The sequence below is a fragment of the Bradyrhizobium ingae genome, assembly GCF_055791185.1.
In genome coordinates this window covers 322,515-345,740 of sequence record NZ_JBVUBB010000002.1, presented here as the reverse complement: position 1 = coordinate 345,740, position 23,226 = coordinate 322,515, and the positions used below count along the sequence as shown (strand labels likewise).

At 64.1% G+C, this 23,226-nt stretch carries 21 protein-coding genes; 12 read left to right on the top strand and 9 right to left on the bottom strand.

Annotated features, from left to right (window positions below; genetic code table 11):
• Positions 1–3: 3 nt before the first annotated feature.
• Together ACV1FX_RS04195 and ACV1FX_RS04190 are read right to left on the bottom strand one after the other, a co-directional pair.
• Positions 4–1,083, bottom strand: a complete 1,080-nt coding sequence (locus ACV1FX_RS04195; protein WP_473116283.1) for a maleylacetate reductase — start codon at positions 1,081–1,083, stop codon at positions 4–6.
• Complete coding sequence (locus ACV1FX_RS04190) at positions 1,080–1,403, bottom strand: Dabb family protein (RefSeq protein ID WP_473116282.1); 324 nt, start codon at positions 1,401–1,403, stop codon at positions 1,080–1,082. Before ACV1FX_RS04190 ends, ACV1FX_RS04195 begins: the two co-directional genes overlap by 4 nt.
• Before the next feature lie 108 nt (positions 1,404–1,511).
• Here ACV1FX_RS04190 and ACV1FX_RS04185 point away from each other — a divergent pair, with 108 nt between their 5' ends.
• Positions 1,512–2,435 carry a LysR family transcriptional regulator gene (locus tag ACV1FX_RS04185; protein WP_473116281.1) on the top strand — a complete coding sequence of 308 codons (924 nt, stop codon included), beginning with the start codon at positions 1,512–1,514 and terminating at the stop codon, positions 2,433–2,435.
• A 9-nt stretch (positions 2,436–2,444) separates the two neighbouring features.
• Here ACV1FX_RS04185 and ACV1FX_RS04180 read toward each other — a convergent pair whose 3' ends face one another.
• Positions 2,445–3,389 carry a LysR family transcriptional regulator gene (locus ACV1FX_RS04180; RefSeq protein ID WP_473116280.1) on the bottom strand — a complete coding sequence of 315 codons (945 nt, stop codon included), beginning with the start codon at positions 3,387–3,389 and terminating at the stop codon, positions 2,445–2,447.
• Between the two features lie 98 nt (positions 3,390–3,487).
• Between ACV1FX_RS04180 and mhpA the strand changes: the two genes are divergently transcribed.
• The 3 genes from mhpA to ACV1FX_RS04165 all read left to right on the top strand — a co-directional run bounded on the left by mhpA (position 3,488) and on the right by ACV1FX_RS04165 (position 7,213).
• Complete coding sequence (mhpA, locus tag ACV1FX_RS04175) at positions 3,488–5,062, top strand: bifunctional 3-(3-hydroxy-phenyl)propionate/3-hydroxycinnamic acid hydroxylase MhpA (protein ID WP_473116279.1); 1,575 nt, start codon at positions 3,488–3,490, stop codon at positions 5,060–5,062.
• Positions 5,035–6,129, top strand: coding sequence for an alpha/beta hydrolase family protein (locus ACV1FX_RS04170; protein ID WP_473116278.1), 1,095 nt, complete (start codon positions 5,035–5,037; stop codon positions 6,127–6,129). Before mhpA ends, ACV1FX_RS04170 begins: the two co-directional genes overlap by 28 nt.
• A gap of 175 nt (positions 6,130–6,304) precedes the next feature.
• The gene (locus ACV1FX_RS04165) at positions 6,305–7,213 is read left to right on the top strand and encodes an amino acid ABC transporter substrate-binding protein (RefSeq protein ID WP_473116277.1); all 909 of its coding nucleotides are present in this window, start codon (positions 6,305–6,307) and stop codon (positions 7,211–7,213) included.
• 9 nt (positions 7,214–7,222) lie between these two features.
• On the opposite strand, the gene ACV1FX_RS04160 is transcribed toward ACV1FX_RS04165, so the two are convergent.
• Positions 7,223–8,449, bottom strand: coding sequence for an MFS transporter (locus tag ACV1FX_RS04160; protein WP_473116276.1), 1,227 nt, complete (start codon positions 8,447–8,449; stop codon positions 7,223–7,225).
• Between the two features lie 92 nt (positions 8,450–8,541).
• Here ACV1FX_RS04160 and ACV1FX_RS04155 point away from each other — a divergent pair, with 92 nt between their 5' ends.
• From ACV1FX_RS04155 to ACV1FX_RS04140, 4 genes are read left to right on the top strand one after another with little or no spacing between them, the layout of a single operon-like run.
• Positions 8,542–9,015, top strand: coding sequence for a MarR family winged helix-turn-helix transcriptional regulator (locus tag ACV1FX_RS04155; RefSeq protein ID WP_473116275.1), 474 nt, complete (start codon positions 8,542–8,544; stop codon positions 9,013–9,015).
• Between the two features lie 2 nt (positions 9,016–9,017).
• Positions 9,018–11,063, top strand: coding sequence for an FUSC family protein (locus ACV1FX_RS04150; protein WP_473116274.1), 2,046 nt, complete (start codon positions 9,018–9,020; stop codon positions 11,061–11,063).
• Positions 11,060–11,266, top strand: coding sequence for a DUF1656 domain-containing protein (locus ACV1FX_RS04145; RefSeq protein WP_473116273.1), 207 nt, complete (start codon positions 11,060–11,062; stop codon positions 11,264–11,266). The genes ACV1FX_RS04150 and ACV1FX_RS04145 overlap by 4 nt, the downstream gene beginning before the upstream one ends.
• Positions 11,263–12,129, top strand: a complete 867-nt coding sequence (locus tag ACV1FX_RS04140) for an efflux RND transporter periplasmic adaptor subunit (protein WP_473116272.1) — start codon at positions 11,263–11,265, stop codon at positions 12,127–12,129. Before ACV1FX_RS04145 ends, ACV1FX_RS04140 begins: the two co-directional genes overlap by 4 nt.
• Here ACV1FX_RS04140 and ACV1FX_RS04135 read toward each other — a convergent pair whose 3' ends face one another.
• A complete protein-coding gene (locus tag ACV1FX_RS04135; protein WP_473116271.1) occupies positions 12,130–13,239 on the bottom strand; it encodes an asparaginase in 1,110 nt (369 codons plus the stop codon). It abuts the gene before it with no gap.
• 177 nt (positions 13,240–13,416) lie between these two features.
• Positions 13,417–14,661 carry a glycosyltransferase family protein gene (locus ACV1FX_RS04130; RefSeq protein WP_473116270.1) on the bottom strand — a complete coding sequence of 415 codons (1,245 nt, stop codon included), beginning with the start codon at positions 14,659–14,661 and terminating at the stop codon, positions 13,417–13,419.
• Between the two features lie 208 nt (positions 14,662–14,869).
• On the opposite strand from ACV1FX_RS04130, the gene glf reads away from it, so the two are divergent.
• From glf to ACV1FX_RS04110, 4 genes are all read left to right on the top strand, one after another.
• Positions 14,870–16,051: a UDP-galactopyranose mutase gene (gene glf / locus ACV1FX_RS04125; protein ID WP_473116269.1), complete on the top strand. Its 1,182-nt coding sequence runs from the start codon at positions 14,870–14,872 to the stop codon at positions 16,049–16,051.
• A gap of 161 nt (positions 16,052–16,212) precedes the next feature.
• A complete protein-coding gene (locus ACV1FX_RS04120) occupies positions 16,213–18,072 on the top strand; it encodes a flavin-containing monooxygenase (protein ID WP_473116268.1) in 1,860 nt (619 codons plus the stop codon).
• The gene (locus ACV1FX_RS04115) at positions 18,069–18,872 is read left to right on the top strand and encodes a shikimate dehydrogenase family protein (protein ID WP_473116267.1); all 804 of its coding nucleotides are present in this window, start codon (positions 18,069–18,071) and stop codon (positions 18,870–18,872) included. Before ACV1FX_RS04120 ends, ACV1FX_RS04115 begins: the two co-directional genes overlap by 4 nt.
• Before the next feature lie 150 nt (positions 18,873–19,022).
• The gene (locus ACV1FX_RS04110; RefSeq protein ID WP_473116266.1) at positions 19,023–19,826 is read left to right on the top strand and encodes a lytic murein transglycosylase; all 804 of its coding nucleotides are present in this window, start codon (positions 19,023–19,025) and stop codon (positions 19,824–19,826) included.
• 492 nt (positions 19,827–20,318) lie between these two features.
• Here ACV1FX_RS04110 and ACV1FX_RS04105 read toward each other — a convergent pair whose 3' ends face one another.
• From ACV1FX_RS04105 to ACV1FX_RS04095, 3 genes are read right to left on the bottom strand one after another with little or no spacing between them, the layout of a single operon-like run.
• Positions 20,319–21,266, bottom strand: coding sequence for an ABC transporter ATP-binding protein (locus ACV1FX_RS04105; RefSeq protein WP_473116265.1), 948 nt, complete (start codon positions 21,264–21,266; stop codon positions 20,319–20,321).
• Positions 21,244–22,248, bottom strand: coding sequence for an ABC transporter ATP-binding protein (locus ACV1FX_RS04100; protein ID WP_473116264.1), 1,005 nt, complete (start codon positions 22,246–22,248; stop codon positions 21,244–21,246). The genes ACV1FX_RS04105 and ACV1FX_RS04100 overlap by 23 nt, the downstream gene beginning before the upstream one ends.
• A gap of 1 nt (position 22,249) precedes the next feature.
• Entirely contained in the window at positions 22,250–23,224 is a 975-nt protein-coding gene (locus tag ACV1FX_RS04095) for an ABC transporter permease (protein ID WP_473116263.1), read from the bottom strand.
• Positions 23,225–23,226: the final 2 nt, after the last annotated feature.

Genomic DNA, 23,226 nt, shown 5'->3' with positions numbered 1-23,226 from the left:
GCCTCAGGCCGCTGCTTTGGTTGCGGCCGGCGGCTCGCCCGCCCAGGCACGCGCGATCAGGTCGCGAATGGCATTCCGCTCCAGGGCGCGCGGATTCCAATAGGCGTTGGTGACTGCAAGGTCCGCCGCCTTGTCGATGCCGCCCTCGGGCATGCCGATGTCGCGTAGCGCCAGCCTTGCATTCAGCCGTTTGGCGAGGTCGTAAAGTCCTCGCGATGCATCGGCCGCGCCGATCGCGCGTGAAATGCGCATCATCGCATCGGGCACGGCGGGCGCGTTGTAGGCCAGCGCATGCGGCAGCACGACGGTGTGGGTCTCGGCGTGCGGCAGATCGAACGTGCCGCCGAGCGTGTGGCAGAGCTTGTGATGCAAGGCCATTCCGACGGTGCCAAGGCAGACGCCGCAGAGCCAGGCGCCATAGAGCGCCTCGGTGCGGGCCTCGCGGTCATCGCTCTTCGCGGCAATGGCGGGGAGGGCACGCGCTAGCGCGCGGATGCCTTCTTCCGCCATCAGCGAGGTCACTGGATTGCTGTCGCGCGCGTAAAGTGCTTCGACCGCATGAGCGATCGCATTGATGCCGGAGGTCGCTGCCAAGGAGACCGGCAGCGTCAAGGTGAGGTCGACATCGTAGATCACGGTCTCCGGCAGCACGGCCGCGTCGCGGACCGTTGTCTTGAGGCCATTCTCGGTCTGGCCGACGATCGGCGTCATCTCCGAACCGGCATAGGTTGTGGGGATGCAGAGCTGGTTCACGCCGGTGCGCAATGCCAGCGCCTTGCCAAGGCCCGTAGTCGAGCCGCCGCCAAGCGAAACGACGCAGTCGGCCTCGCAGGCCTTCATCGCCGAAAGCGCCTGCGCGGTGACCTCGACCGGCGTATGCATGGTGGCGCCGGCAAACAGGCCGGCATAGAGCGGGCCGAGCGCAGCGCCGAGGTTTTTGCCTTGCGCCTCCTGCTGCGGCGTCGTCAGCACCAGCGCGCGTTTGCCGCCGAGCCGCTCGACCTCGGCCTTGGCCGCGGCAAGCGTTCCGCTGCCGAACACGACGCGGCAGGGGAGATTTTCAAAGGTGAACGAACCGATCATGCGCCGGTCTCTTTGATGGGATAATCGACCTGGAAGCGGCCGATCCGCAAGTCGCCGAGCTCCTCACGTACGCGCAGGTGCTCCGGATGGATTGCATAGGCCTGAAGCGCGGCCTGATCGGCAAATTCGGAGAACAACACGACGTCGCAGGCGTAGTCGACATCACTGACATCGAGGCCGACCTCGATATGGATGAGGCCGTCGATCCGGCCTCTCAGGCCCTCGAACAGGGTTTTGACCTTGAGCCGGGCCGCCGAGCGCTCCGCGGGCGTCTCCCCGCGCAGCCGCCACATCACGATGTGCCTGATTGGGCCCGACATTTTCCTGATTTCCTCGCCGCTGATCTTGCTTGTTGGAGCGCATTTTGCCTTGCAGAAATCGGAAATAAAGGGCAAAAATCGTAAGTCTCTTTTCCGATTTGTGCAAAAATGGACCGCCTTCTCCAGCTTGAGGTCTTCTCCAAAACGGCTGAGCTCGGCAGCCTTTCCAAGGCAGCCGAAACATTGCGGATGTCGAACGCGGCGGCGAGCCGCCATCTCAGCGCCCTGGAGGAGCGGCTCGCGGTGAGGCTGATCGAGCGCAACACGCGCCGGCAATGGCTGACGGAAGCAGGGCAGGAACTCTTGCAGCGTTGCAGCACGCTCTTGAACGAGCTCGCCGAGGCTGAAGACGCCGTCTCGGACCGCGCGCTGTCGCCGAAAGGCATGCTGCGGGTCACGAGCTCGCTGTCGTTTGCGATGATCTATCTGGCGCCGATGCTGCCGGCGTTCCGCGCACTCTATCCAAAGCTCAGCGTGCAGATCATCACCGCCAACCGCTATCCCGATTTCATCGAGGCGGGCATCGACGTCGCGATCCGCACCAGGGAGCACGAGCCCGACTCCAACATCGTCGTCCGCCGCATCGGCCAGATGCGGCGGGTGCTGGCGGCAGCCCCCTCCTATCTCGCAAGGCAGGGACGGCCGGAGCACCCTGCAGATCTCGCCCGCCACGACATGCTGATCTACAACCTCGCCAACGATCCGTATTCGCTGCGGCTCAGCAAGGGCAATGCGGCCCAGACCGTCCGCATCGCGCCGACGCTCGACAGCAATGACGGCCAGGTGATCCGCGGCGCCGCGCTCGCGGGCCTCGGCATCCTCATCCAGCCGCTCTATATCGTGCAGGGCGATATTGCCTCCGGCCAGCTCGTGCCGCTGTTGATGGACTGGGAGCTACCCCTGCTCACGATGAACATCGCCTACCAGAACCGCGTCCGGCTACCCGCCAAGATCAGGGTGTTTTCGGACTTCCTGGTCAACCACATTCGCGAGCACTCGCAGGCGGGGATCTGGATTGAGGCGAAGGGGTAGGCGAGAGGTTCAAGACGGGGAGCGACCCCGTTTCGTTTTGCGTGGGGTCGTCATCTGCGACGCCTCCTGCGAGATGATTGCCCGCATCCAGATGCTCGCCTGATCGTTATTGTGAAGAGCCGGCCATTGGACGGCCTCGGTGAAGGCCGGAAGCGGCAGTGGAAGATCGACGATCCGAAGCCGCATCGTTTTCGCAAAATGTCGTGCCAGCCGCGAATGCATTGTCGCGATCCGCTCGGTGCCCAGCAGCAGCGGTGGGATCATGCTGAAGCTCGGCACCGCGACCTCGACACGACGCTTATGACCATGTTCGAGCAGGAGCCATTCCTCGATCGACGGCTTGCGCGTGCGTCCGAACTGCGCTGCGACGTGGCCCATCGACATGTACCGCTCGAAGGTGAGCTTGCGCGAAAGATGCCTGTTCGTGTCACAACCCACGCACACCAGCGTTTCGTCGAACAGCTTTGTCTTGGGGTGTGCGCTCGACATGTATATTTCCGGAAAGATCAGGAAATCCACCTCGCCGCGCCGAAGCGGCTCGTCCGGCTGGTCGTCGAATTGAAGCAGCTCGAACGTGATGCCGGGAGCCTCGCGTGCGACACGCGCGATGACCGTCCGGAAGAACACCAGTGCCATGAAATCCGACAGCACGACCCGGAAGCGGCGGTCTGATTTGGCCGGGTCGAAGGTGTCGCGGGACGCAATCGAAAGCTGGATATGCAACAGCGCTTCGCGTGTCGGCGCGGCCAGCGCTTCGGCGAGCGGCGTGGGAACCAACTCGCGCCCGCGCATCGTGAAGAGGTCGTCGCCGAAATAGGCACGCAATCGTGCGATCGCCGCGCTCATGGCCGGTTGGCTCAAATGGATGCTGCGCGCTGCGGCGGTGAGGCCTCGCTCGGTCATCAGCGCGTCGAGTGCGACGAGGAGGTTCAGGTCGAGACCTTTGAAGCGCATGTCGTATCCACGATATGGATGTGATTCATAAAAACAATAGATTTTACCAATGTCTATGATTGCCACAAGCTCGCAAGAAATCAGGGAGATCGACGTTCATGGAGCAGACCGATTTCGATGTGGCGGTCGTCGGCTATGGGCCAACGGGCCTAACGGCGGCGTCGCTATTGGGGCAGCTCGGGCACCGTGTCCTCGTCGTCGAGCGGTGGCCGTCCCTCTACGGCCTTCCGCGACTGACGCACATCGACGGAGAAACTGCGAGGCTGCTCAGCTTCGCATGCGACATCGAGGAGGCGCTCAGGGATTCATCGCCGATCAAATCCTACATTTTCTACAATGCGAAGGGAAGGCGACTGGTCGATGTCGCCGACATTCCCAGCCCGCCCATGGGATTTCCGGCGCATATCTCGATTCATCAGCCCGACGTCGAGGCGGCGATTGATCGCAAGGTGCGCAGCTTGCCGAACGTCACCGTGCGCCAGGGGACGGAGCTCACCGGTTTGAATATCTTCCACGGAAAGGTCGAGCTCGCGCTGAGGGCTGGCGAGGTCACGGAAACCGCGCACGCGCGCTACGTCTTTGCGGCCGATGGCGCCAAGAGCTTCGTGAGGTCCGCGCTCGGGATCGAGCGCGACGACTCCGGCTTCAACGAGCGCTGGCTCAATATCGACGGGGAGCGCAAGCGGCCGCTTCCTGCTAGTTTCGAGGAGACCAAGCAATATTGCGACCCGGCACGTGGCCACATGTTCCTGCCGATCGGCACAAATCGTCAGCGGTTCGAATTTGCGTTGCTGCCGGATGAGGACACGGCCGAGATGGAGCGGCCGGAGAGTGCGTGGCGAATCCTGAAGCAATATCACGATGTCGGCCCGGACGATCTTCGGATCATCAGGCAGATCGTCTACACTTTCGAATGCCGTATGGCACGGAGCTGGCGCAGCGGGCCGGTGTTCCTGGGAGGTGACGCCGCGCATACCATGCCGCCTTATCTCGGGCAGGGCGCTTGCTCCGGTATCAGGGACGCCGCGAATTTTGCCTGGAAGCTAGATCTCGTGCTCCGGAACGTCGCGTCACCGGAAATCCTTGAGAGCTACGAGGCCGAGCGCCGTCCGCATGTTGCCCACATCATGCGCACGGCGGTGATGTTGGGGAGGGTCGCCAATACGCACAGCCGCACGGTCGCGTTTTTCCGTGACCTGGCTTTCCGGTTCAACCTGGTCCCGCCGCCCCCGCCATTTCCGTCCTTCGCCGCCGGCATCATTCAGGATGACCGCCGTCCCGCCTGGGGAAAGGCCGTGGGCTCGATACCGCCGCAGGGGCGGGTCAAGATCGGCGATCGCATCGCAAGGCTCGACGACCATGTCGGTTACAGCTTCGGGCTGGTTGCCGAACGCAATCCTGCAACTGTCCTTGGCCCGTCGAGGATGGCATTCCTGCAAGACCTCGGCTGCCGCGCATTCACGCTCGCCGACGATGCGGGCGCGGGCGTTGAACGCATCATCGATGCCGACGCAATTTACTCTTCGTATCTGGCCGGCAAGGACGCGGCGGGCATGCTGGTTCGCCCGGACACGAATCTGTTCGGATTTGCTGCCGGGTTGAAGGATGTGGCCGGTCTCGTGGACGATCTCAGGCACAAATTATCGTGGCGCGCGACCGCGTTGGCAGCATGAACATGGCGTTGTCCGAGGAACAGACCAAGGAAATCGAAGCTTTGTGCAGGGCGATGTCGATCACGCGCATGATCGACTATGGCATGACTCGCGAGCGGGCCCAGCGCACACATCAGCGGGTGCGCGAGGGGAGGCCGTGGGATCTCGTGCTCGAGGAGATGGCACACGAGGAGCAACGCCTTGCCGAGGCGGCTGATGACCCAGCGTTCGCTCGCGAAGGCTGGCATGCGGCTGCCGTGAGTTTGATCTTTGCGCAAATGGCGTTCAATGCGGACGGCGACCGAAAGCGGGACCTCTATCGCAAGATGACTCGGTGCTTCGCGCGCTTTGTAGCGCTGTCGCGATATCCGGCGACGAAGGTGGAAGTGCCATACCGGAATGGCATGCTGTTCGGATGGCGCTTTCAACCGGTTGCGGGGCAGACCCGTGCAAGCGTGATCGTGTTCGGTGGCATGAGCGGCTGGTCGACGGCTTATCGCTCGATGGCGGAAGCGCTCTGCGCGCGAGGGATCGCGTGTTTCCTGGTCGATGGTCCCGGGCAAGGCGAGAGCAGGCTCGAAGGCGGTATTCATGCCGACGCCGACATCGCCGCGGGCTTGAGCCGCTTCGTCGATCTTGCCCTGATGCACTCGGCCGAGCAACGGATCGGGTTGTGGGGCAACAGCTACGGCGGGCTGCTCGCGGCACTTACCGCTATCCGCGACTCCCGCGTGACCGCTTGCTGCATCAATGGGGCTCCGCCGCGCACGGAGGTGCCGCCGTTCCGTACAGCACGAGAGCAACTCGCCGCGATGTTCGGCTGCCAGGATCCAAGTCTGCTCGCAGAGCGAGTCTCCCCGTTGGCTTTCGACGGCCGTCGTGCCCCTCTGACCTGCGCGACACTCGTGCTCGAGGGCGGGGCCGATGCGCTGGTCAAGCCGGGATCGCAAAGTGCCTTTCTCGAAGGCAACAGCGATCCCAGATCGCTGCTGAAGACCTGGCCTGATGGGGAGCATACGATCTATAACCACCCGGACGAGCGAAATGCGCTGGTGGCGGACTGGTTCAGCTCCGTGCTCGAATCGTAGACATGCGGCCACATGCCATGGCGACATAGAAATGCGAGATTGCTGATAGAAGGAGGCTGTCGTACTCAGCAAAGGCGAACGCGGGTTATGATCCGTGCCGGATTGCGTGTAGGCTCAGCGTCTCGTCGTGACTTGGGCATGATGCCTGCAGTCGGTGTGATATCAGGAGAGATTGATGCGCTTTGGAGCCGTGCTTTTCGTTTTTGCCCTCGTGACGGCCCCGGTTGCAGCCGAGGACCTCGGAGGCACCCTCGAGAAGGTCAAGGATACGAAGAAGATCACGCTCGGCTACCAGGAGGCGTCCGTTCCCTTCAGCTATCTGGACGGAGACCAGAAGCCCGTCGGCTTCGCGCTCGATATCTGCCTCAGAATCGTCGATGCCGTGAAGAAGCAGCTCGCTCTGCCGGATATCGCTGTCGAATTCATTCCCGTGACGTCGTCAAACCGTATCCCGCTGATGGTCAACGGCACGCTCGATCTGCACTGCTCGGCGACCACCAATAACGCCGATCGCCAGAAGCAGGTGGCCTTCACCAATACCCACTTCCTGAGCGCGACGCGGTTTGCGGCGAAGAAGGCGCAGAAGCTCAACACGATCGACGACCTCAAGGGAAAATCGGTCACGGCGGTGGCGGGATCGGTGAATTTGAATCAGCTCGCCAAGATCAACACCCAGCGCAATCTCGGGATCAATATTCTCCCGGCCAAGGACCAGGCCGAGGGTTTTCTGATGCTGGAGACCGATCGCGCCCAGGCCTATGCGCTCGACGACGTGCAGCTTGCAATCGCAATTGCGCGCTCGAAGGAGCCTGCGGTCTACATGATCAGCGACGAGGCCTTCTCCAAGGCGGAGCCCTACGGGATCATGCTGCGCAAGGACGACGCGCCGTTCAAGGCGCTCGCCGACCGCGCGACCGCCGAGCTCTACCAGAGCCCGGAGATCGAGGTGCTCTACAAGAAGTGGCTGCAATCGCCGGTGCCGCCGAACGGAATCAATTTCAACGTCCCGATGTCGCCGGCGCTCCGCAACGCCTTCCGGAAGCCGAGCTCAAGCTTCGATCCGGACGTTTACGAAGCCAACTGAGGCAGGGGCCTAGCGTGCTCGAGGCGAAGTGAGCAATCGGTTGGCCAGCGCGGCTCCAGTTGCCGCGATGGCTGCCATCGCAAGCGCCCAGACGACGAAGAGCCGATGACCGATCAGCGCGCCGCTCAGCAGCGGCGCGGTGATGTTCGCGCCCGACATCAGCGACTGGTTGAGGCCCATGATCATGCCCTGGCGGTTGATCGCCGCGCTACGTGACAATTCCGCCGTCAACGTGCTGCGGGTGAACATGGTGCCGACGATGATCAGCGTCAGGAAAATGACGAACAGACTGTTGCTGTTTCCGATCGCGAGGCCGGAAAATCCGAGCGCCATGCACGTAAACGCCAGCAGCACGATGCCGCGATCGGATGCAAAGCGGTTCACGCGGGTAATCAGCAGGCCTTGAACGATCATGTTGATGAAGCCGGCATAGGCGAACACCCAGCCGAGCTCGCGCGCGCCGAAGGGATGCCCGTCCCAAGAGAACCGCGCCGACAGAAACAGGCCGATCTGCGACAGGAACATTGAATTGACGAAGAAGAACACGATCAGAAGGCTGAGCACCCGCCACGCATGACGCATGCCGACGATCGCACGCGTCACCTCAGTTTGAGGGACACGGTGATGATAGAGCGGCTCCGAGGCGGGATGATCGGGCGGTAGCAGGGCAACGGTCGCCAAGATGCTGATGAGCGAGAGAGCCGCGGCGGCCCACACTGGCGCCGTGTCACCGTAATGGACGAGAAAGCCGGAGAGCGCCGGTCCCAGTAACAGTCCCGTTCCAATCGCGCCGCTGGTCATCCCGAGTGCCTGCTTGCGGGTCGATGGCGCGCTGTGCTCGGCTGCATAGGCATGCGCCACCGAGATATTGCCGGAGGTCAGGCCGTCGATGATCCTGGCGAGAAAGACGACGGTCAGGTTTGTTGCGAGCGCGAGCAATGCAAAGCCGACGAACGTGCCGATCTGGCTGACCAGCAGGACCTTGCGGCGGCCATAGCGGTCCGAGAGCATGCCCACCACTGGTCCGGCTACGAGCTGGCAGACCGCGTAGGCCGAGATCAGCATGCCCAGCACGAACGGTGTTGCGCCGAGCCGCTGCGAGTAGAACGGGAGCAGGGGCAGGATAATTCCCAATCCCGTGGCATCCACGGCCACCACGACGAAGGTCGGCACGAGCGACAGGTTGCTGTCGCCGTGCAGCGCCTGGCCTGCCTCCGTCGTGGAACCCGCGTTCATGATGTGGTCGTTCTCGTTCGCTTTCCCGTGATCGATCGCGATATCCCGGTTATATAGTTGCCTCCTAATAGTTTGCGTCCTATCTAATTTGCATGGCTCCCTCGCAGTCCCATATCCACGCCGAGATCGGCCGGCTGATTGCGCGCCTTGGCCGCATTTGGCGTCGCGAGTCGGACCAGGCGCTGTCCGATCATGGGCTGTCCTATGCGACCGCGATTCCGCTCCTGGTGCTGTCGCGGCAGGGAACTTCCGTGCGGCAGGGCGTGCTCGCCGACGAACTGGGGATCGAGGGACCCTCGCTGGTTCGGCTGATCGATCTTCTGGAGGCAGAGGGGTTCGTAGAACGCCGCGAGGATCCGAGCGACCGGCGTGCCAAAACGTTACATCTCACGGCAACGGCTGATGCCAAGGTCGAGGAGATCAACCGTGTGCTGCGCCGGGTGCGGGCGAGCCTGCTCAAGGATATCGGAGCCGAGGAACTTGCGATAACCTTCGCGACGCTCCAGCGCATCGAGCAGCGCGCCGGCCGCCTGCATGACGCGAAGACTGGTTCAGAGGCGAAATAGTCATGTGCGCTGATGAGCCGTTCCTGGTCCGCCACGCGGACCTCATCTTTGCCTTGAAGACGTTTGCCGCGTCGATGCTGGCGCTCGTCATCGCGCTATGGATGGATCTGCCGCGGCCTTATTGGGCGATGGCGACCGTCTACATCACGTCGCAGCCGCTCGCCGGCGCCACCAGCTCGAAAGCGTTCTTCCGCGTCATCGGGTCGCTCGTCGGCGCCACGGCGACGGTGGCCATGGTGCCCAATCTCGTCGACGCGCCGGAGCTGCTCTGCCTCGCAATCGCGCTTTGGGTCGGTCTTTGCCTTTACGTCTCGCTGCTTGATGGCACGCCGCGCAGCTATCTCTTCATGCTGGCCGGCTACACGGTTGCGCTGATCGGCTTTCCCTCCGTCTCCGATCCCGGAAACATCTTTGACACAGCGCTTGCGCGGGTGGAGGAGATCTCGCTCGGCATCATCTGCGCGAGCCTGGTCTCGACCATCGTGTTTCCTCGCAGCGTCGCCCCGGCCGTCGCGGCCCGTGTCGACAACTGGCTCAGGGACGCGCGCCGGCTCAGCCACGACACATTGCTCGGTCGCGGCACCGACGAGGCACGCCGCGCGCTGCGCCTGCGCCTTGCGACCGACATCGTCGAAATCGATACACTTGCGATCCATCTCGGTTACGACCGCCTGGCGGACGCCGAGGCCGTCATCGGCCTTCGCGAAATTCGCTTACGGATGTTGATGCTCTTGCCGGCGATCGCCTCGATCGAGGATCGGCTGGCTGCGCTTGGCGAACCCGGTCTCCAAACACAGCCCGAGCTGAAGCGCCTGCTTGGGGATCTCGGCACATGGGTCGCGGAGGACGCGCGGCGGCCGGCCGGGCCGATCCGCGCCAAGATCGAGGCGCGGCAGGCGGCGCTCGATGGCAACGCCTCATGGGAGCGGATCATCACGACCAGCCTCTTGTCGCGATTGCGCGAGCTCGTCGATCTCTCCTCTGATTGCCGCGCGCTCAGCGAGGCGATTGCCGCCGGCCGCAGGATTTCGACGGTCGATCTCGTCTTCCATCCCGAGGCTGGTGCTGCGGCCGTGCGTCATCGCGACCGCGGTCTCGCGCTGTGGTCGGCGGCCGGCGCCGTCATCGCCATCCTGATCTGCTGCGCCTTCTGGATCGGGACGGGCTGGCCGGACGGCGCTTCGGCACCGATGATGGCGGCGGTCGCCTGTTGCTTCTTCGCCGCCCAGGACGATCCCGCGCGCTTCATCCGCAGTTTTGGCCTGTGGTCGCTGGTTGCGATCGTCGTGGTCGCAATCTATTTGTTCGCGCTGGTGCCCGCGATATCCCATATCGAGGTCCTGATCGTCGCGCTGGCGCCGACGTTCCTGCTCTACGGCTTCCTGATTGCGCGGCCTGCGACGACGGGCACCGGCATGGCGCTCGCCGCCAACACGGCGACGCTGCTCGCGCTGCAATCGACCTACAGCGCGGATTTCGGTGCTTATGCCAATTCTGCGCTCGCCTTCTTCGTCGGTGTCATCGTTGCCGAGCTCGTGACGCGGATCGCGCGCGGTGTGGGGGCAGAGTGGGTCGCCAAGCGCCTGGTGCTGTCGAGCTGGAAGACGCTGGCGGTCGCCGCCGAGCGCCGCGGCAAGCACGACCGCGCGGAATTTGCAGGTCTGATGCTGCACCGCATGGGATTGCTCGTGCAACGTATCGCCTTCGTCTCGGAGGCGGATCGTCGCGACACCGAGAGCCTGGCGCAGCTCCGCATCGGGCTCAACATCATACACCTGCGGCGGGCTCGCTACGGCCTCGCTGCACCCACGCTATTCGTGCTCGACGACATGCTGGATCAGCTCGCCGCCGCATTCCGCCGCTATACCGGCGGCGGCATGCCGGCCGAGCTGCTCGCGCGCATCGATGCTGCGCTCGCCGCAGCGGTCGAGGATCCCAATCCGCAGGCGCGGGAGGATGCGCTGCTCGGGCTCGTCGGCATCCGGCGCGGGCTGTATCCGCAAGCACCGGCCTATCGCCCGCAGCGAGGGGAGAGCTTTGCGGCATGAGGTATGAGATCGACATTTACGGCGTGCTCGTCCCGGCGCTGCTGCTGTGGCTGATCGTGGCCTTTGCGATCAGTGCCGTCTTGCGCAGGTTGATGCAGCGCTTCGGCCTCTACCGGCTGGTCTGGCATCGCGCGCTGTTCAATTTCGCGCTGTTCGTCTGCATTCTCGGCGGCGTCGTCTATCTTTCGGAGTTTCTGCCATGAAAGGGAGTTTTGGGTGGCTCGGTCGCGTGGCTCTGACCGTGCTGGTCGTCGTCGCGGCGCTCGCCGTCGGCCGTGGGCTCTGGGCCTACTACATGGAATCGCCGTGGACGCGCGACGGGCGCGTCCGCGCCGACGTGGTCCAGGTTGCGCCCGACGTGTCAGGCTTCGTCACGGAGGTTCTGGTCAAGGACAACCAGAAGGTCCATCGCGGCGACGTCCTGTTCCGCATCGATCGGGAGCGTTTTGCGTTGGCGCTGCAGCAGGCGGACGCCGCGCTGGCCGGCCACCGCGCGACGCTCGACCAGGCCAATGCCGACCTGAAGCGCTATAGCGCGCTCACCACCGACGCGGTCTCGCAGCAAAAGCAGGAGCAGGTGCTCGCCACGCAGCTGCAGGCCAAAGCGGCCTACGATCAGGTGGTCGCCGACCGGGCGGTGGCCCAGCTCAATCTCGATCGCAGCGATGTGCGCGCCTCGGTGAACGGCATCATCACCAACATGGACTTACGGCCCGGCGCGTATGTGACGGCCGGAAAGGGCGTGATGGCGCTCGTCGACACCGACACGCTGCATGTCGAAGGCTATTTCGAGGAAACCAAGCTTGCGCGCATCCGCATTGGCGACAAGGTTCAGGTCCGCCTGATGGGTGAGCCTGGCAGGCTCACCGGCCATGTCGAAAGTATCGCGGCCGGCATCGAGGATCGCGACCGCGCGGCGGGCGCGAATTTGCTCGCCAACGTCAACCCGACCTTCAGCTGGGTGCGTCTGGCGCAGCGCGTTCCGGTGCGGATCGCGCTGGACCAGATCCCCGACAACGTCGCGCTGGTCGCCGGCCGCTCGGCGACGGTCGAGGTGTTGAACTAGCTACCAGGTGGTGGTGAAGGCCTTCTGAAGCTCGGCCGGAGCAGTGACACCGCTCGCGATCAGAAGCTGGGTGAGAACGCGCGCCTTTTGCGGGTTCAGATCCTCGGAGACGACAAAGCCGTTCTTGTCGTCGTCGACTTCGACGTTGCGCGTGACGAAGCCGGAGCGGACGCGCGTGGCGCGGACGATGATGATGCCCTTCTTTGCGGCCGCCTCGAGCGCGTCAAGCGCTGACTTCGACGTGTTGCCGTCGCCGACGCCTGCGAGCACGATGCCCTTGGCACCGTGCGAAATCGCATCCTCGATCGGAATGGCGTCCATATTGGCGTGGGAGTAGACGATCTCGACGCGGGGCAACGGATCGCTTGCCGGGAGCGCATAGGTCGCGCGCTTCGCACCTGCCTGCGCCAGGAAACGAACGCCGCCGGCGGTGTCGACATAGCCGATCGGCCCGTCGTTGGGCGACATGAATGTCTCGACACTCGTGGTGTTGGTCTTGGTCACCGAGCGGGCACTCTGGATCTTGTCGTTCAACACGGCCATGACGCCCCGCCCGCGCGAGCGCGGGTCGCCGGCGACCTGGAAGGCTTCATAGAGATTGCCGGGGCCATCCGCGCTGACCGCCGTAGCCGGACGCATCGAGCCCACGATGACGACCGGCTTGTCGCCCTTGACCACGTTATCGAGGAAAAACGCAGTTTCCTCCAACGTATCCGTGCCGTGGGTAATGACGACCGCGTCGGCTTCGTTCTTGTCGAAAGCCTCCTGGATGCGGCGGGCTAACGCAAACCAGACCTTGTCGTTCATGTCCTGCGACCCGATCGACGAAATCTGCTCTGCGTTCACGCTCGCGAGCTTGTCCAGACCCGGGACGGAGGCGACCAGCTGCTCACCGGTGATCTGGCCGGATTTGTAGGCGCCGGCTGCCCGTGGATCGGCTTGACCCGCGATGGTCCCCCCAGTTGCGAGCACGAGAACGCGTGGCAGATCGGCGGCGTGTGCCGCCGTATTGATCGTGAATGATGATGCCGCCAGCGCGATCACCGGAATGGAGAGCATTGCGATCAGGCTTTGCCGGCGGCTTGTCGATATGAGGGTGTCGTTCGTCATTGAAATGATCTCCCGTCAAGGCTTCGATGCCTGAATGGTCCCACCAGCGCCGATCAATGTCGTCCAACACGCGACAAGTTGTCAATCGGCGTCGCGCACGACATTGCTTTTCTCGATGGAGCCTCGCGCATGGCAAGGAAGATCGCCAGGAGCTCGAAAGCGTGACCTTGCCGCGGTTTACGCGGCCACCGTCGAGGGGCTCGAAGGAGTCCACACACCTGCCGGTGATGGCAGGGAGGGATTCAAGCCACTACCCGCAGCGCCCGCCAACTGCGTTGTAATCTCGAAGATTTCCTGCACCGAGCGGCGCATCGAGAAGCGCGGATAGGCCTCGGCCATTGTCGTCGCGGTGGCCGCCTGGGCGGCCGCGGGATCGTCGAGCACGGCCTCAACGGCGGCCGCGATGCTGTCGGCATCCTGACAAAAGCTGAAGTGGGAGAGCCGCGGCAGATGCTGTGTCGAAAAGGAATTGGCGTCGAAGATCGGCACGGTGCCGGCGCCGAGCGCGAAGAACACGCGGTCGTGCACCGACAGGTCGACATTGGGGTTGAGGGAGGCCGCGCCGAGATAGGTCCCCAGAGTCTCGCGCAGTGCGTCGAATGGCATCGCGCCGAGGAAGCGGGCGCGGCGGCTCGAGGCCGCGAAGTCGTCCCAACCGCCGCCGATGAAATCCACCGGATAGTTCGCAAGCACGGCGCCAACCTCGCGGGTGCGCACCGCTCGGGTATAGTTGTCGAGCCGGGTGAGAAGCGCGTTGAAGATGTCGCCGCCGGGCGTCAGATAGACGAGATGTTCGGCAGCTACGCTGCAGATGATCTCTGGAAATGCCGAGCAGTTCTTGCCGCGTGCGGCGGCGATTGCTTCGAACAGGATGGCGAACAGCTTCGGCGGCAACGTCTCGCGCCAGGAGCGCTCGAGCTTGGCGGGATTCCAGTCCGACTTGGCGAAAACGATGCGGCCGTTGCGCTTGTCGGCGGGCAGGGCGCCGAAAAAGCCGGGGTCGGGAATGCCGATATGGGTCGCAAACGCCGCGCCGTTGGTGTGCAGGTGATCGCGGCTGAAGACGGCGTGGTCCGGAAAGACATAGCCTTGGACGACGTAGCGGCTCTCCAGCCGATGGCGGCGCATGAAATAGGACGGATGGTCGCAATTCCAGTTGAACACCGGGATTTTGGACATGTCCCAGAACAGCTTTTGGTCCTTGGTATAGAGCTCGAGGCCGATGCCGGACATGCAGATCATGATTGTTTCGTCGCGGCGTGGCAGCAGGGCATCGAACCGCGCTGGCAGGTCCGGCGCTTCCAGATCGAGGATCTTGACCTCGTGCCCGAGGCGATCGAGCTCGGCGGCTGCCATCAACAGGATGCCGCGAACCGAATGATAGGCGCTGTTGCTTGCTGTCAGGATACAGACGACGGACATCGTGGGCCCTCCCCAAAGCGGTGGCGTCGACGGACTTGCGGATCGCGCCGTCATCCCCCTGACCGTTGAACGGTCGAGGCCGCATTCCCGGGCTCGCAAATCTCCACACTCGCAATTTATTCCGCCCGATCTTGCCCTGCGTCGCGTTGAAATCCCGTCGGGCGCCGTGGCCGCGCTTGCGACCGGCGCGAAATTGGCGGGGGACTACATGCAGCTCGATGATTTCGATGTCGTCGTCGTGGGCGCCGGCTTCTTCGGTGCGACCATTGCGGAGCGGGTCGCGAGCCAGCTCGGCCGGAAGACCTGCGTTCTCGACCGGCGGCCCCATATCGGCGGCAACGCGTATTCGGAGATCGATCCCGACAGCGGCATCGAGGTGCACCGCTACGGCACGCACATCTTCCACACCAATTCGGAAACCGTCTGGCGATATCTGCAGCGCTTCACTGAGTTCACTGGCTACCGCCACCGCGTCTTCACGGTGGCGCAAGGTCGTCTCTATTCGATGCCGATCAACCTCGCGACCATTTCGGCCGCATTTGGCCGGGTGATGACGCCGCAGGAGGCGCAGGCTGCGATCGAGAAGGAAGCGGACGCCCATGGCGCCATGGCGGCGCAGAACCTGGAGGACAAGGCGATCGCTTCCGTGGGCCGCACGCTCTATGACCTGCTGATACGCGGCTATACGCAGAAGCAGTGGCAGACCGCGCCCAAGGAGCTTTCGGCCGAGATCATCGGCCGCCTGCCGGTCAGGCTCACCTTCGACGACCGCTATTTCGCCGATCGCTACGAGGGTATGCCGACCGAGGGCTATACGGCGATCTTCCGCCGTATGCTCGCCGATCCGAACATCGCGCTTCACCTCGGCGTCGACTATTTCGATGTCGCCAACCAGATCCGACCCGACCAGCTCGTCGTCTATACCGGACCAATCGACCGCTTCTTCCGCTATCGCTGCGGTGAACTCGGCTGGCGCACCGTCGACTTCGCGCGCGAGGTGCATGACGTCGCCGACTTCCAGGGCGCGGCGGTGATCAACTACGCCGACGCAGAGGTGCCTTTCACCCGTGTCCACGAATTCAGGCATCTTCACCCCGAGCGTGATTATCCGCTGCCGAAGACGACCATCTACCGCGAATATTCCCGCTTTGCGGGGCGCGACGACGAGCCCTACTACCCAATCAATACGGCGGCCGACCGGGCGATCCTGTACGGCTATCGCAGCCTGATGGCAAAGCATCCGAACGTCGTGTTCGGCGGTCGGCTCGGCTCCTACAAATATCTCGATATGCACCAGGCAATCGGCGCGGCGCTCAAGACGTTCGAGAACGAGGTCACGGCCTTGCTTGCGGGGAGGAGGCTGCCCGCGGCCGCGGCGATGGCGGGCTGACGGCTTGGCACTGACAGCTGGGCATTGAAGGCTTGGCTTTGAAAGCTTGGCTCTGAAAGCCTGGCTTGGCATTGAACCGCGCGCACGTTGCACATTTCGGCTTTTGTGGCTAACTGGCGCAAGTTGTCGAAAGAGCAACATTCGCCGCGGAGGAAGCATCGATGTCATCGGACAATAACGGGACCGGCGCGGCCGGGGCATCCGGCATCGACATCGCGACGCTCCGTGCGCGCTATCGCGACGAGCGCGACCGGCGTTTGCGCAGCGAAGGCAAGGCGCAATATGTCGAGGTGACCGGCGAATTTGGTCACTATCTCGATGATCCCTGGGCCAATCCCTCCTTCACGCGGCAGGCAATCAGCGAGGAAACTGAGGTCGTCGTTGTCGGTGGCGGCTTCGGTGGCCTGTTGTGCGGCGCGCGCTTGCGCGAGGCCGGCATCGACGATTTCCGCATCGTGGAAAAGGCCGCGGATTTCGGCGGCACCTGGTACTGGAATCGCTATCCGGGCGCCGCGTGCGATACCGAGAGCTATATCTATCTGCCGCTGCTGGAAGAAACCGGCTACATGCCAGTGCGCAAATATGCGCGAGCACCCGAGATCTATGAGCACTCGCGCCGGATCGGCCTCCATTTTGGCCTCTACGAGCGTGCACTGTTTCAGACCGTGATCTCGCGGATGGAATGGCGGGAAGAGGAAGCGCGCTGGCTGGTCGAGACCGATCGCGGCGACAAGCTTCGCGCACGCTTCGTCATTCTCGCCGGTGGTCCGCTGAGCCGGCCGAAGCTGCCGGGCATTCCCGGAATCGAGACGTTTGGGGGACACAGCTTTCACACCAGCCGCTGGGACTATGCTTACACCGGCGGCACCGCGGAGGGCGGGCTCACGGGATTGGTCGACAAGCGCGTCGGTATCATCGGCACGGGCGCGACTGCCGTGCAATGCGTGCCGCATATCGGCCGCGCGGCAAAGGAGCTGTACGTCTTCCAGCGCACGCCGTCGGCAATTGGGGTGCGCGACGACCGGCCGACGGATGATGGCTGGGCGAAGAGCCTGAAGCCCGGCTGGCAGCGCGAGCGCATGGACAACTTTACCGCAGTGATCTCCGGCGAGCCGTTCGAGGAAGATCTGGTACAGGACGGCTGGACCGGCCTGCTCGGCGAAATCCTGCTCGCGCCGCGCCGTCAGCCTGAGCCTGTCACATCGCTCGAGCAGGCGCTCAAGGTGATCGAGCAGGCCGACTACCGGAAGATGGAAGAGATCCGCGCCCGCGTCGATGCAGTGGTGAAGGACCCCGCGAAGGCCGAGGCGTTAAAGCCCTGGTACAAGGCATTCTGCAAGCGGCCGTGCTTCCACGACGAATATCTCGACACCTTCAATCGCCCCAACGTGCATCTCGTCGATACGAAAGGCCACGGCGTCGAACGGATCACCGAAAACGCCGTCATCGTCGACAGCAAGCCTTATGAGGTCGACTGCCTGATCTACGCCAGCGGTTTTGAGGTTGGCACAGACTACGCCCGTCGCATGGGGTTCGAACTCTATGGTCGCGGCGGCCTCAGCCTGACCGAGCGCTGGCGCGAGGGCGTGAAGACGATGCACGGCTTTTACAGCCGTGGCTTTCCCAACTGCTTCCTGATCGTGACCGTGCAGGCCGGGCAGAGTGCCAACTTTCCGCACATCATCGATGAGCAGTCGCGCCACATCGCTTATGTGATCAAGGAAGCGCGAAAGCGCGGCGCTAGAACGCTGGAGCCGACGCTCGCCGCGGAGAATGCCTGGGTCGAGGAGGTCGTCAAGGCCGCGATCGGCCGGCAGACCTATCTCGCCGAATGCACGCCCGGCTACTACAACAACGAAGGCGTGTTCGATCCGATCGCCGCGCGCAACAGCCAGTATTGGCGCGGGCCGGTGGCCTTCCTGCGGCTGCTCGATAAGTGGCGGAAGGAGGGCAATCTGGAGGGACTGGAATTGACCTATGCGACCGCTGCCGAGACTGGCAGCTCTCCGGTGCCGGCTTGAGCGGCGCGCCCTCGAGGCTCAGCGGCGCGACGCGGCTCTATGTGATCGTCGGCGATCCCATCGCCCAGGTGCGCTCGCCCGCAGGGCTCACGGCCGCCTTCGCCGCACGTGGTCATGACGGCATCCTGGTCCCCGTCCAGGTCGCACCAGCCGATCTGCCCGACTTCCTTGCGGTGTCGACGCGGCTGAAGAATCTCGACGGCATTGTCGCAACCATCCCGCACAAGTTCGCCTGCTACCAGGCCTGCGCCAGCGCCACCGACCGCGCGCATTTCCTGCACACCGTGAACCTGATGCGCCGCCGCGCGGACGGCACCTGGCATGGCGACATGGTCGATGGGCTCGGATTCATCGGTGCTGCGCGTGCCAGGGGGATTGACCCTCAGGGGATGCGCGCGCTGCTGGTCGGTGCTGGCGGAGCGGGATCGGCGATCGCGCTCGCGCTGGTCGAGGCCGGCGTCCGCGAGATCGCCATCCATGACGCCGTGGCGGAGCGGCGCGACGTGTTGATCGCTCAGTTGAACAAGCTTGGCAAAGGTCGCGCGCTGGTCGGGTCGACCGATCCCGCCGGCTACGATTTCGTGGCCAACGCCACGCCTGCCGGCATGCGGGAAGGCGACCCGCTGCCGGTCGACGTCGCAAAATTGGCGTTGTCGACCTATTGCGGCTGTGTCATCACCAAGCCGGAGGTCTCGCCGTTCATCGCGGCCGCGCGAAAGATCGGCTGCGTCACGGCGACCGGCACCGACATGTATCAGCAGCACCAGAGCATCATGGTGGATTTCCTGCTCGGCGGATGACCTCGCGAATGTCAAGCGTCGCGCCGCGCGATGTTTGCGCGCGGCAGGGCTTGAGCGATCGATGCCGACGTACGATCATGCTCCACGGCGGACGAATCCAGCGTCGACCACATGCGAGCAGGGCGTAGGCCCCGAACCGAGGAACGAGGAATGACCAGGGGCAAAACCGTTGCAACAGCTATGCTCGGCGCCATGGCGCTGTTCGCAACTCTTGAGATCGCCGGTGCCGCGCAATGCGGCAACGGGCCCGGCGGCTTCGAAGGATGGAAGCGCGAGTTCGGCGAGGAGGCCCGTGGCAAGGGCATCGGCTCGACCGGCATCGGCGCATTGATGCAGGCCAATTATGCCAGTGCGACCATTGCGGCCGATCGCAGCCAGCACAGTTTTTCGCTCTCGCTCGACCAATTCCTGGCCAAACGCGGCGCCTCGACCATCGTGGCGCGTGGGCGCTCGCTCAAGCAGTCGCAGGCCGCGCTGTTCGCCTCGATCCAGCAGCGATACGGCGTGCCGCCGGGGCCGCTGATTGCGATCTGGGGGATGGAGACCGGTTTCGGCAGCCAGCGCGGCAACCAGAACATGCTGTCCTCGATCGCGACCCTTGCCTATGACTGCCGCCGGCCGGAGTTTTTCACCGACCAGCTCTATGCGGCCCTGAAGCTGATCGATGGCGGCCGGCTGTCGCCCGGCCAGCGCGGATCCATGCACGGCGAGGTCGGCCAGACCCAATTCATGCCCAAGAACATCTTGGCTTACGGCACGGGCAATCTTGACAATGCCGCCAATGCGCTGAGCTCGACGGCGAATTTCCTGAGAGCGCATGGCTGGCGCGCGGGAGCCGGCTACCAGCCTGGCGAGCCGAACTTTGCGGCGATCGAAGCCTGGAACGCGGCGGGGGTCTATCAGAAGGCGATCGCGCTGATGGGACGGCAGATCGATGGGGAGGGGGCGCGTTAGGCGTGATCCGGCCCCGGAGGGCCGCGTGAGGGCATTTACTCAGCGGTTTTCCGAAAAGACCATGCCCAAACGAGCGCGCCCCGGCTCAGTAGTGCGAGGTGCGGTAGGCGTCGAGCGCGTGCGCTGCAAAAACGCCGATGCTGCAGAGGGCGAGGATTGCCGAGATCAGCTCGATCATAGCTCATCCTCCCGCGGAGGCATCGCCACGAGGTATTGGCCGCAGGAGTAATCCCAGATCAGCTCGAGGAAGAATTGCATGGTGGCCGTCCCTGTATGATTTTGGGGACCAGCATAATGGGCGGTCTGTTTCAGGCGTGTTTCGTGGATTCAGGGAAAGGGTTTCGTCGGAACTGCCCGGGACGCCGCCGGCGGCGCGGACCTTCGCAAACCGTTAACCATGCTGTCAGAGGTGATGCCGTCCCCAGGCCTGCAGGATCCAGATGCCGAAGCTGCAGCCTTGCCGCAAAGGACTCGTCCTCGCCTCTCCGCGGCCTAATTGGACGCGAGCTCGGCGTGATGGCAGGCGACGCGCTGGCCTGATGCATTGCCGCGCAATTCGGGATCCTGTTGCGCGCAAATCTCCGTCGCGATCGGGCAGCGCGGCTGGAAGCGGCAACCCTTGCCGGCATTGCGCGGGTCGGGAAGGTCGCCGGGCAGGGGCGCCGCATAGCGCCGCCGTGTCGGGTCGGGCACCGCATCGATCAGGGCGCGCGTATAGGGATGCAGCGGCTTTCGCCAGATCTGCTCATAGCTGCCGCTCTCCACGATCCGGCCGAGATACATCACCAGCACGCGGTCCGACAGATACCTGACCACGGACAGATCGTGGGAGATGAAAAGCAGCGACAGCTTGAGGCTGCGCTTGATGTCGGCGAGCAGGTTCAGGATCTGGGCCTGGACCGAGAGGTCGAGAGCCGACACCGGCTCGTCGCAGATGATCAGGTCGGGTCCGAGGATGAGCGCCCGGGCGATGCCGATGCGCTGGCGTTGGCCGCCTGAAAATTCATGCGGGTAGCGCGTCGCTGCGTCCGGCGGCAGGCCGACCCGGGACAGAATGTCGGTGACGCGCTCACCTCGTTCGGCCCTGTTTCCGATGCGGTGCACGTCGAGCGGTGCCGTGAGAATGTCCCCGACGGTCTGACGCGGATTGAGCGAGGCAAAGGGATCCTGGAAAACCATCTGCAAGCGGCGCCGGTAGCTGCGCAAGGATCGCTCCGGCAGCGTCGTGAGCTCGGCGCCGTCGAAGCGAATTTGCCCGCTGGACGGTTCGACCAGCCGCAGGATCGTCTTGCCCAGCGTCGACTTTCCGCAGCCGGACTCGCCGACAAGGCCGACCGTCTCGCCCGGTGCGATGTCGAAGGACACGCCATCCACCGCGTGCACGGCTGTTGTGCCGACCCGGTAGGTCGTCTTGAGGTCAGAGACTGACAGCAGCGTCATGGGGTAGTCCGATTGTCTGAGTGGCCGGGTGAACGTGACAGGCGAGGCGCCGTCCGGGACCAACGGTTCGTTCGTCCGGAAATTGCTCGCGGCACGAAGTGCGTCGGTCCGGGCAGCGCGGTGCAAACGGGCATCCGGTCTCAGCGAGCGCGGTCGCGATGTTGCCGGGGATCTCCGACAGCCGGGCCTTGTGATAATGCAGCTCGTCGTGAAGCCGGGGCGAGGCCGCCAAAAGTCCGTTTGTATAGGGATGCAGGGGATGGGCAAACAGCGCGTCGGGCGGCCCTTCCTCCACCTTTCGACCCGCATACATCACGAGAACGCGGTCGGCCCATTGACCGACCAGTCCGAGGTCATGCGTGATCAGCAGGAGCGACAGCGACAATTCGCGGCGCAGCCGATCGAGCAGCTCCAGCACTTGCGCCTGGATGGTCACGTCGAGCGCGGTGGTCGGTTCGTCCGCGATCAGGATCTTGGGCCGACAGGCGACCGCGATGGCGATCATGACGCGCTGGCGCATGCCGCCAGAGAGCCGGTGCGGATAGTCGTCAAGGCAGCGCTCGGGATTCGGGATGCGTACGAGGTCGAGCAGTTCGGCGGCCTCGCGCCGCGCCTGTGCTTTCGACAGGTCGCGATGGACGTGCAGGACTTCGGTGATCTGACGTCCGATGGTCAGCACCGGGTTGAGCGACGTCATCGGCTCCTGGAAGATCATGGCGATGTCGCGACCGCGCCGGCGGCGCATCTCGACTTCGGGAAGCGAGATGAGGTCACTGCCTTCGAGTTGCACCTCGCCGGAAGCGATGCGCGCCGTCCTCGGCAGCAGTCGCATCAAGGCCAGGGCCGTCAGGGATTTGCCGGATCCGGATTCGCCGACGATCGCGAGCGTCTCGGCCGGCGCGATGCTGAACGAAAGGTTGCGGACCGGAGTGGCGTTCGGAAATGCGATGGTGAGATCGCGGATGTCGAGCAATGCGGCCAAGTCAGCGCTCCCGGCTGGAACGTGGATTGAGAACATCGGTCAGCCCGTCGCCGATCAGGTTCAGCGACAGCACGGTGAGCACGATGACGATGCCGGGGAGGGCGGTGAGATACCAGGCCGTCCGGATCAGCTCGCGTCCCGCGCCGATCATGCTGCCCCAGCTCACCACATTGGGATCGCCGAGGCCGAGAAACGAGAGCGCTGCCTCCATCAGGATCGCGGTGGCGACCATGACCGATGCGGTGACGATGATGGCGGGCAAGGCATTCGGCAGGATCTCGCGGATCACGATCCGGGTATGGCCAAAGCCGAGGCTGCGCGCGGCCATCACGAATTCCTTTTCGCGCAGCACGCGAAATTCCGCGCGCACCAGCCGCGCAATCGTCGGCCATGTCACGAGCCCGATGGCCCAGGTAACGGTCACGATGGACGGCTGCGCGATCGCCACGAGCACCACCAGCAGGATGAAGCTCGGCACCGTCTGGAACAATTCGATCAGCCGGACCAGGATGTCGTCGATCCGGCCTCCGCGATATCCGGCGGCGGCGCCGACCATGATGCCGACCGTCAGGCCGATCGTGGTCGCGACGAATCCGATCAGCAGCGACACCCGCGCGCCGTGCATCAGCCCCGCAGCGACATCGCGGCCGAGCGAGTCGGTGCCGAGCGGAAACGCGACATCCTGCCCCGGCCATAGCAGTGGCCGCGCGACCATCGAGAGCGGATCGTCCGGATAAAGCGCCGGGGCCAGGGCGGCAGCGACGACGATTGCCGCGAGCAGCAGTGTCCCGGCGATCACCGACGGGTTGCGCGTGAGACGGCGGATCAAATGCGGTTGAGCACCACGCGAGTCCGTGCCGACGTGCGTCTCCGGCGCGTGGATGTTCGGCCAATCAGGATTGTGCGGTGGTGGCGCTGGCCGCGCTTCACTGTCGCGCGTGGAAGAGAGTGGTGTCTGAAGGGTGGTGTCGGTCATGG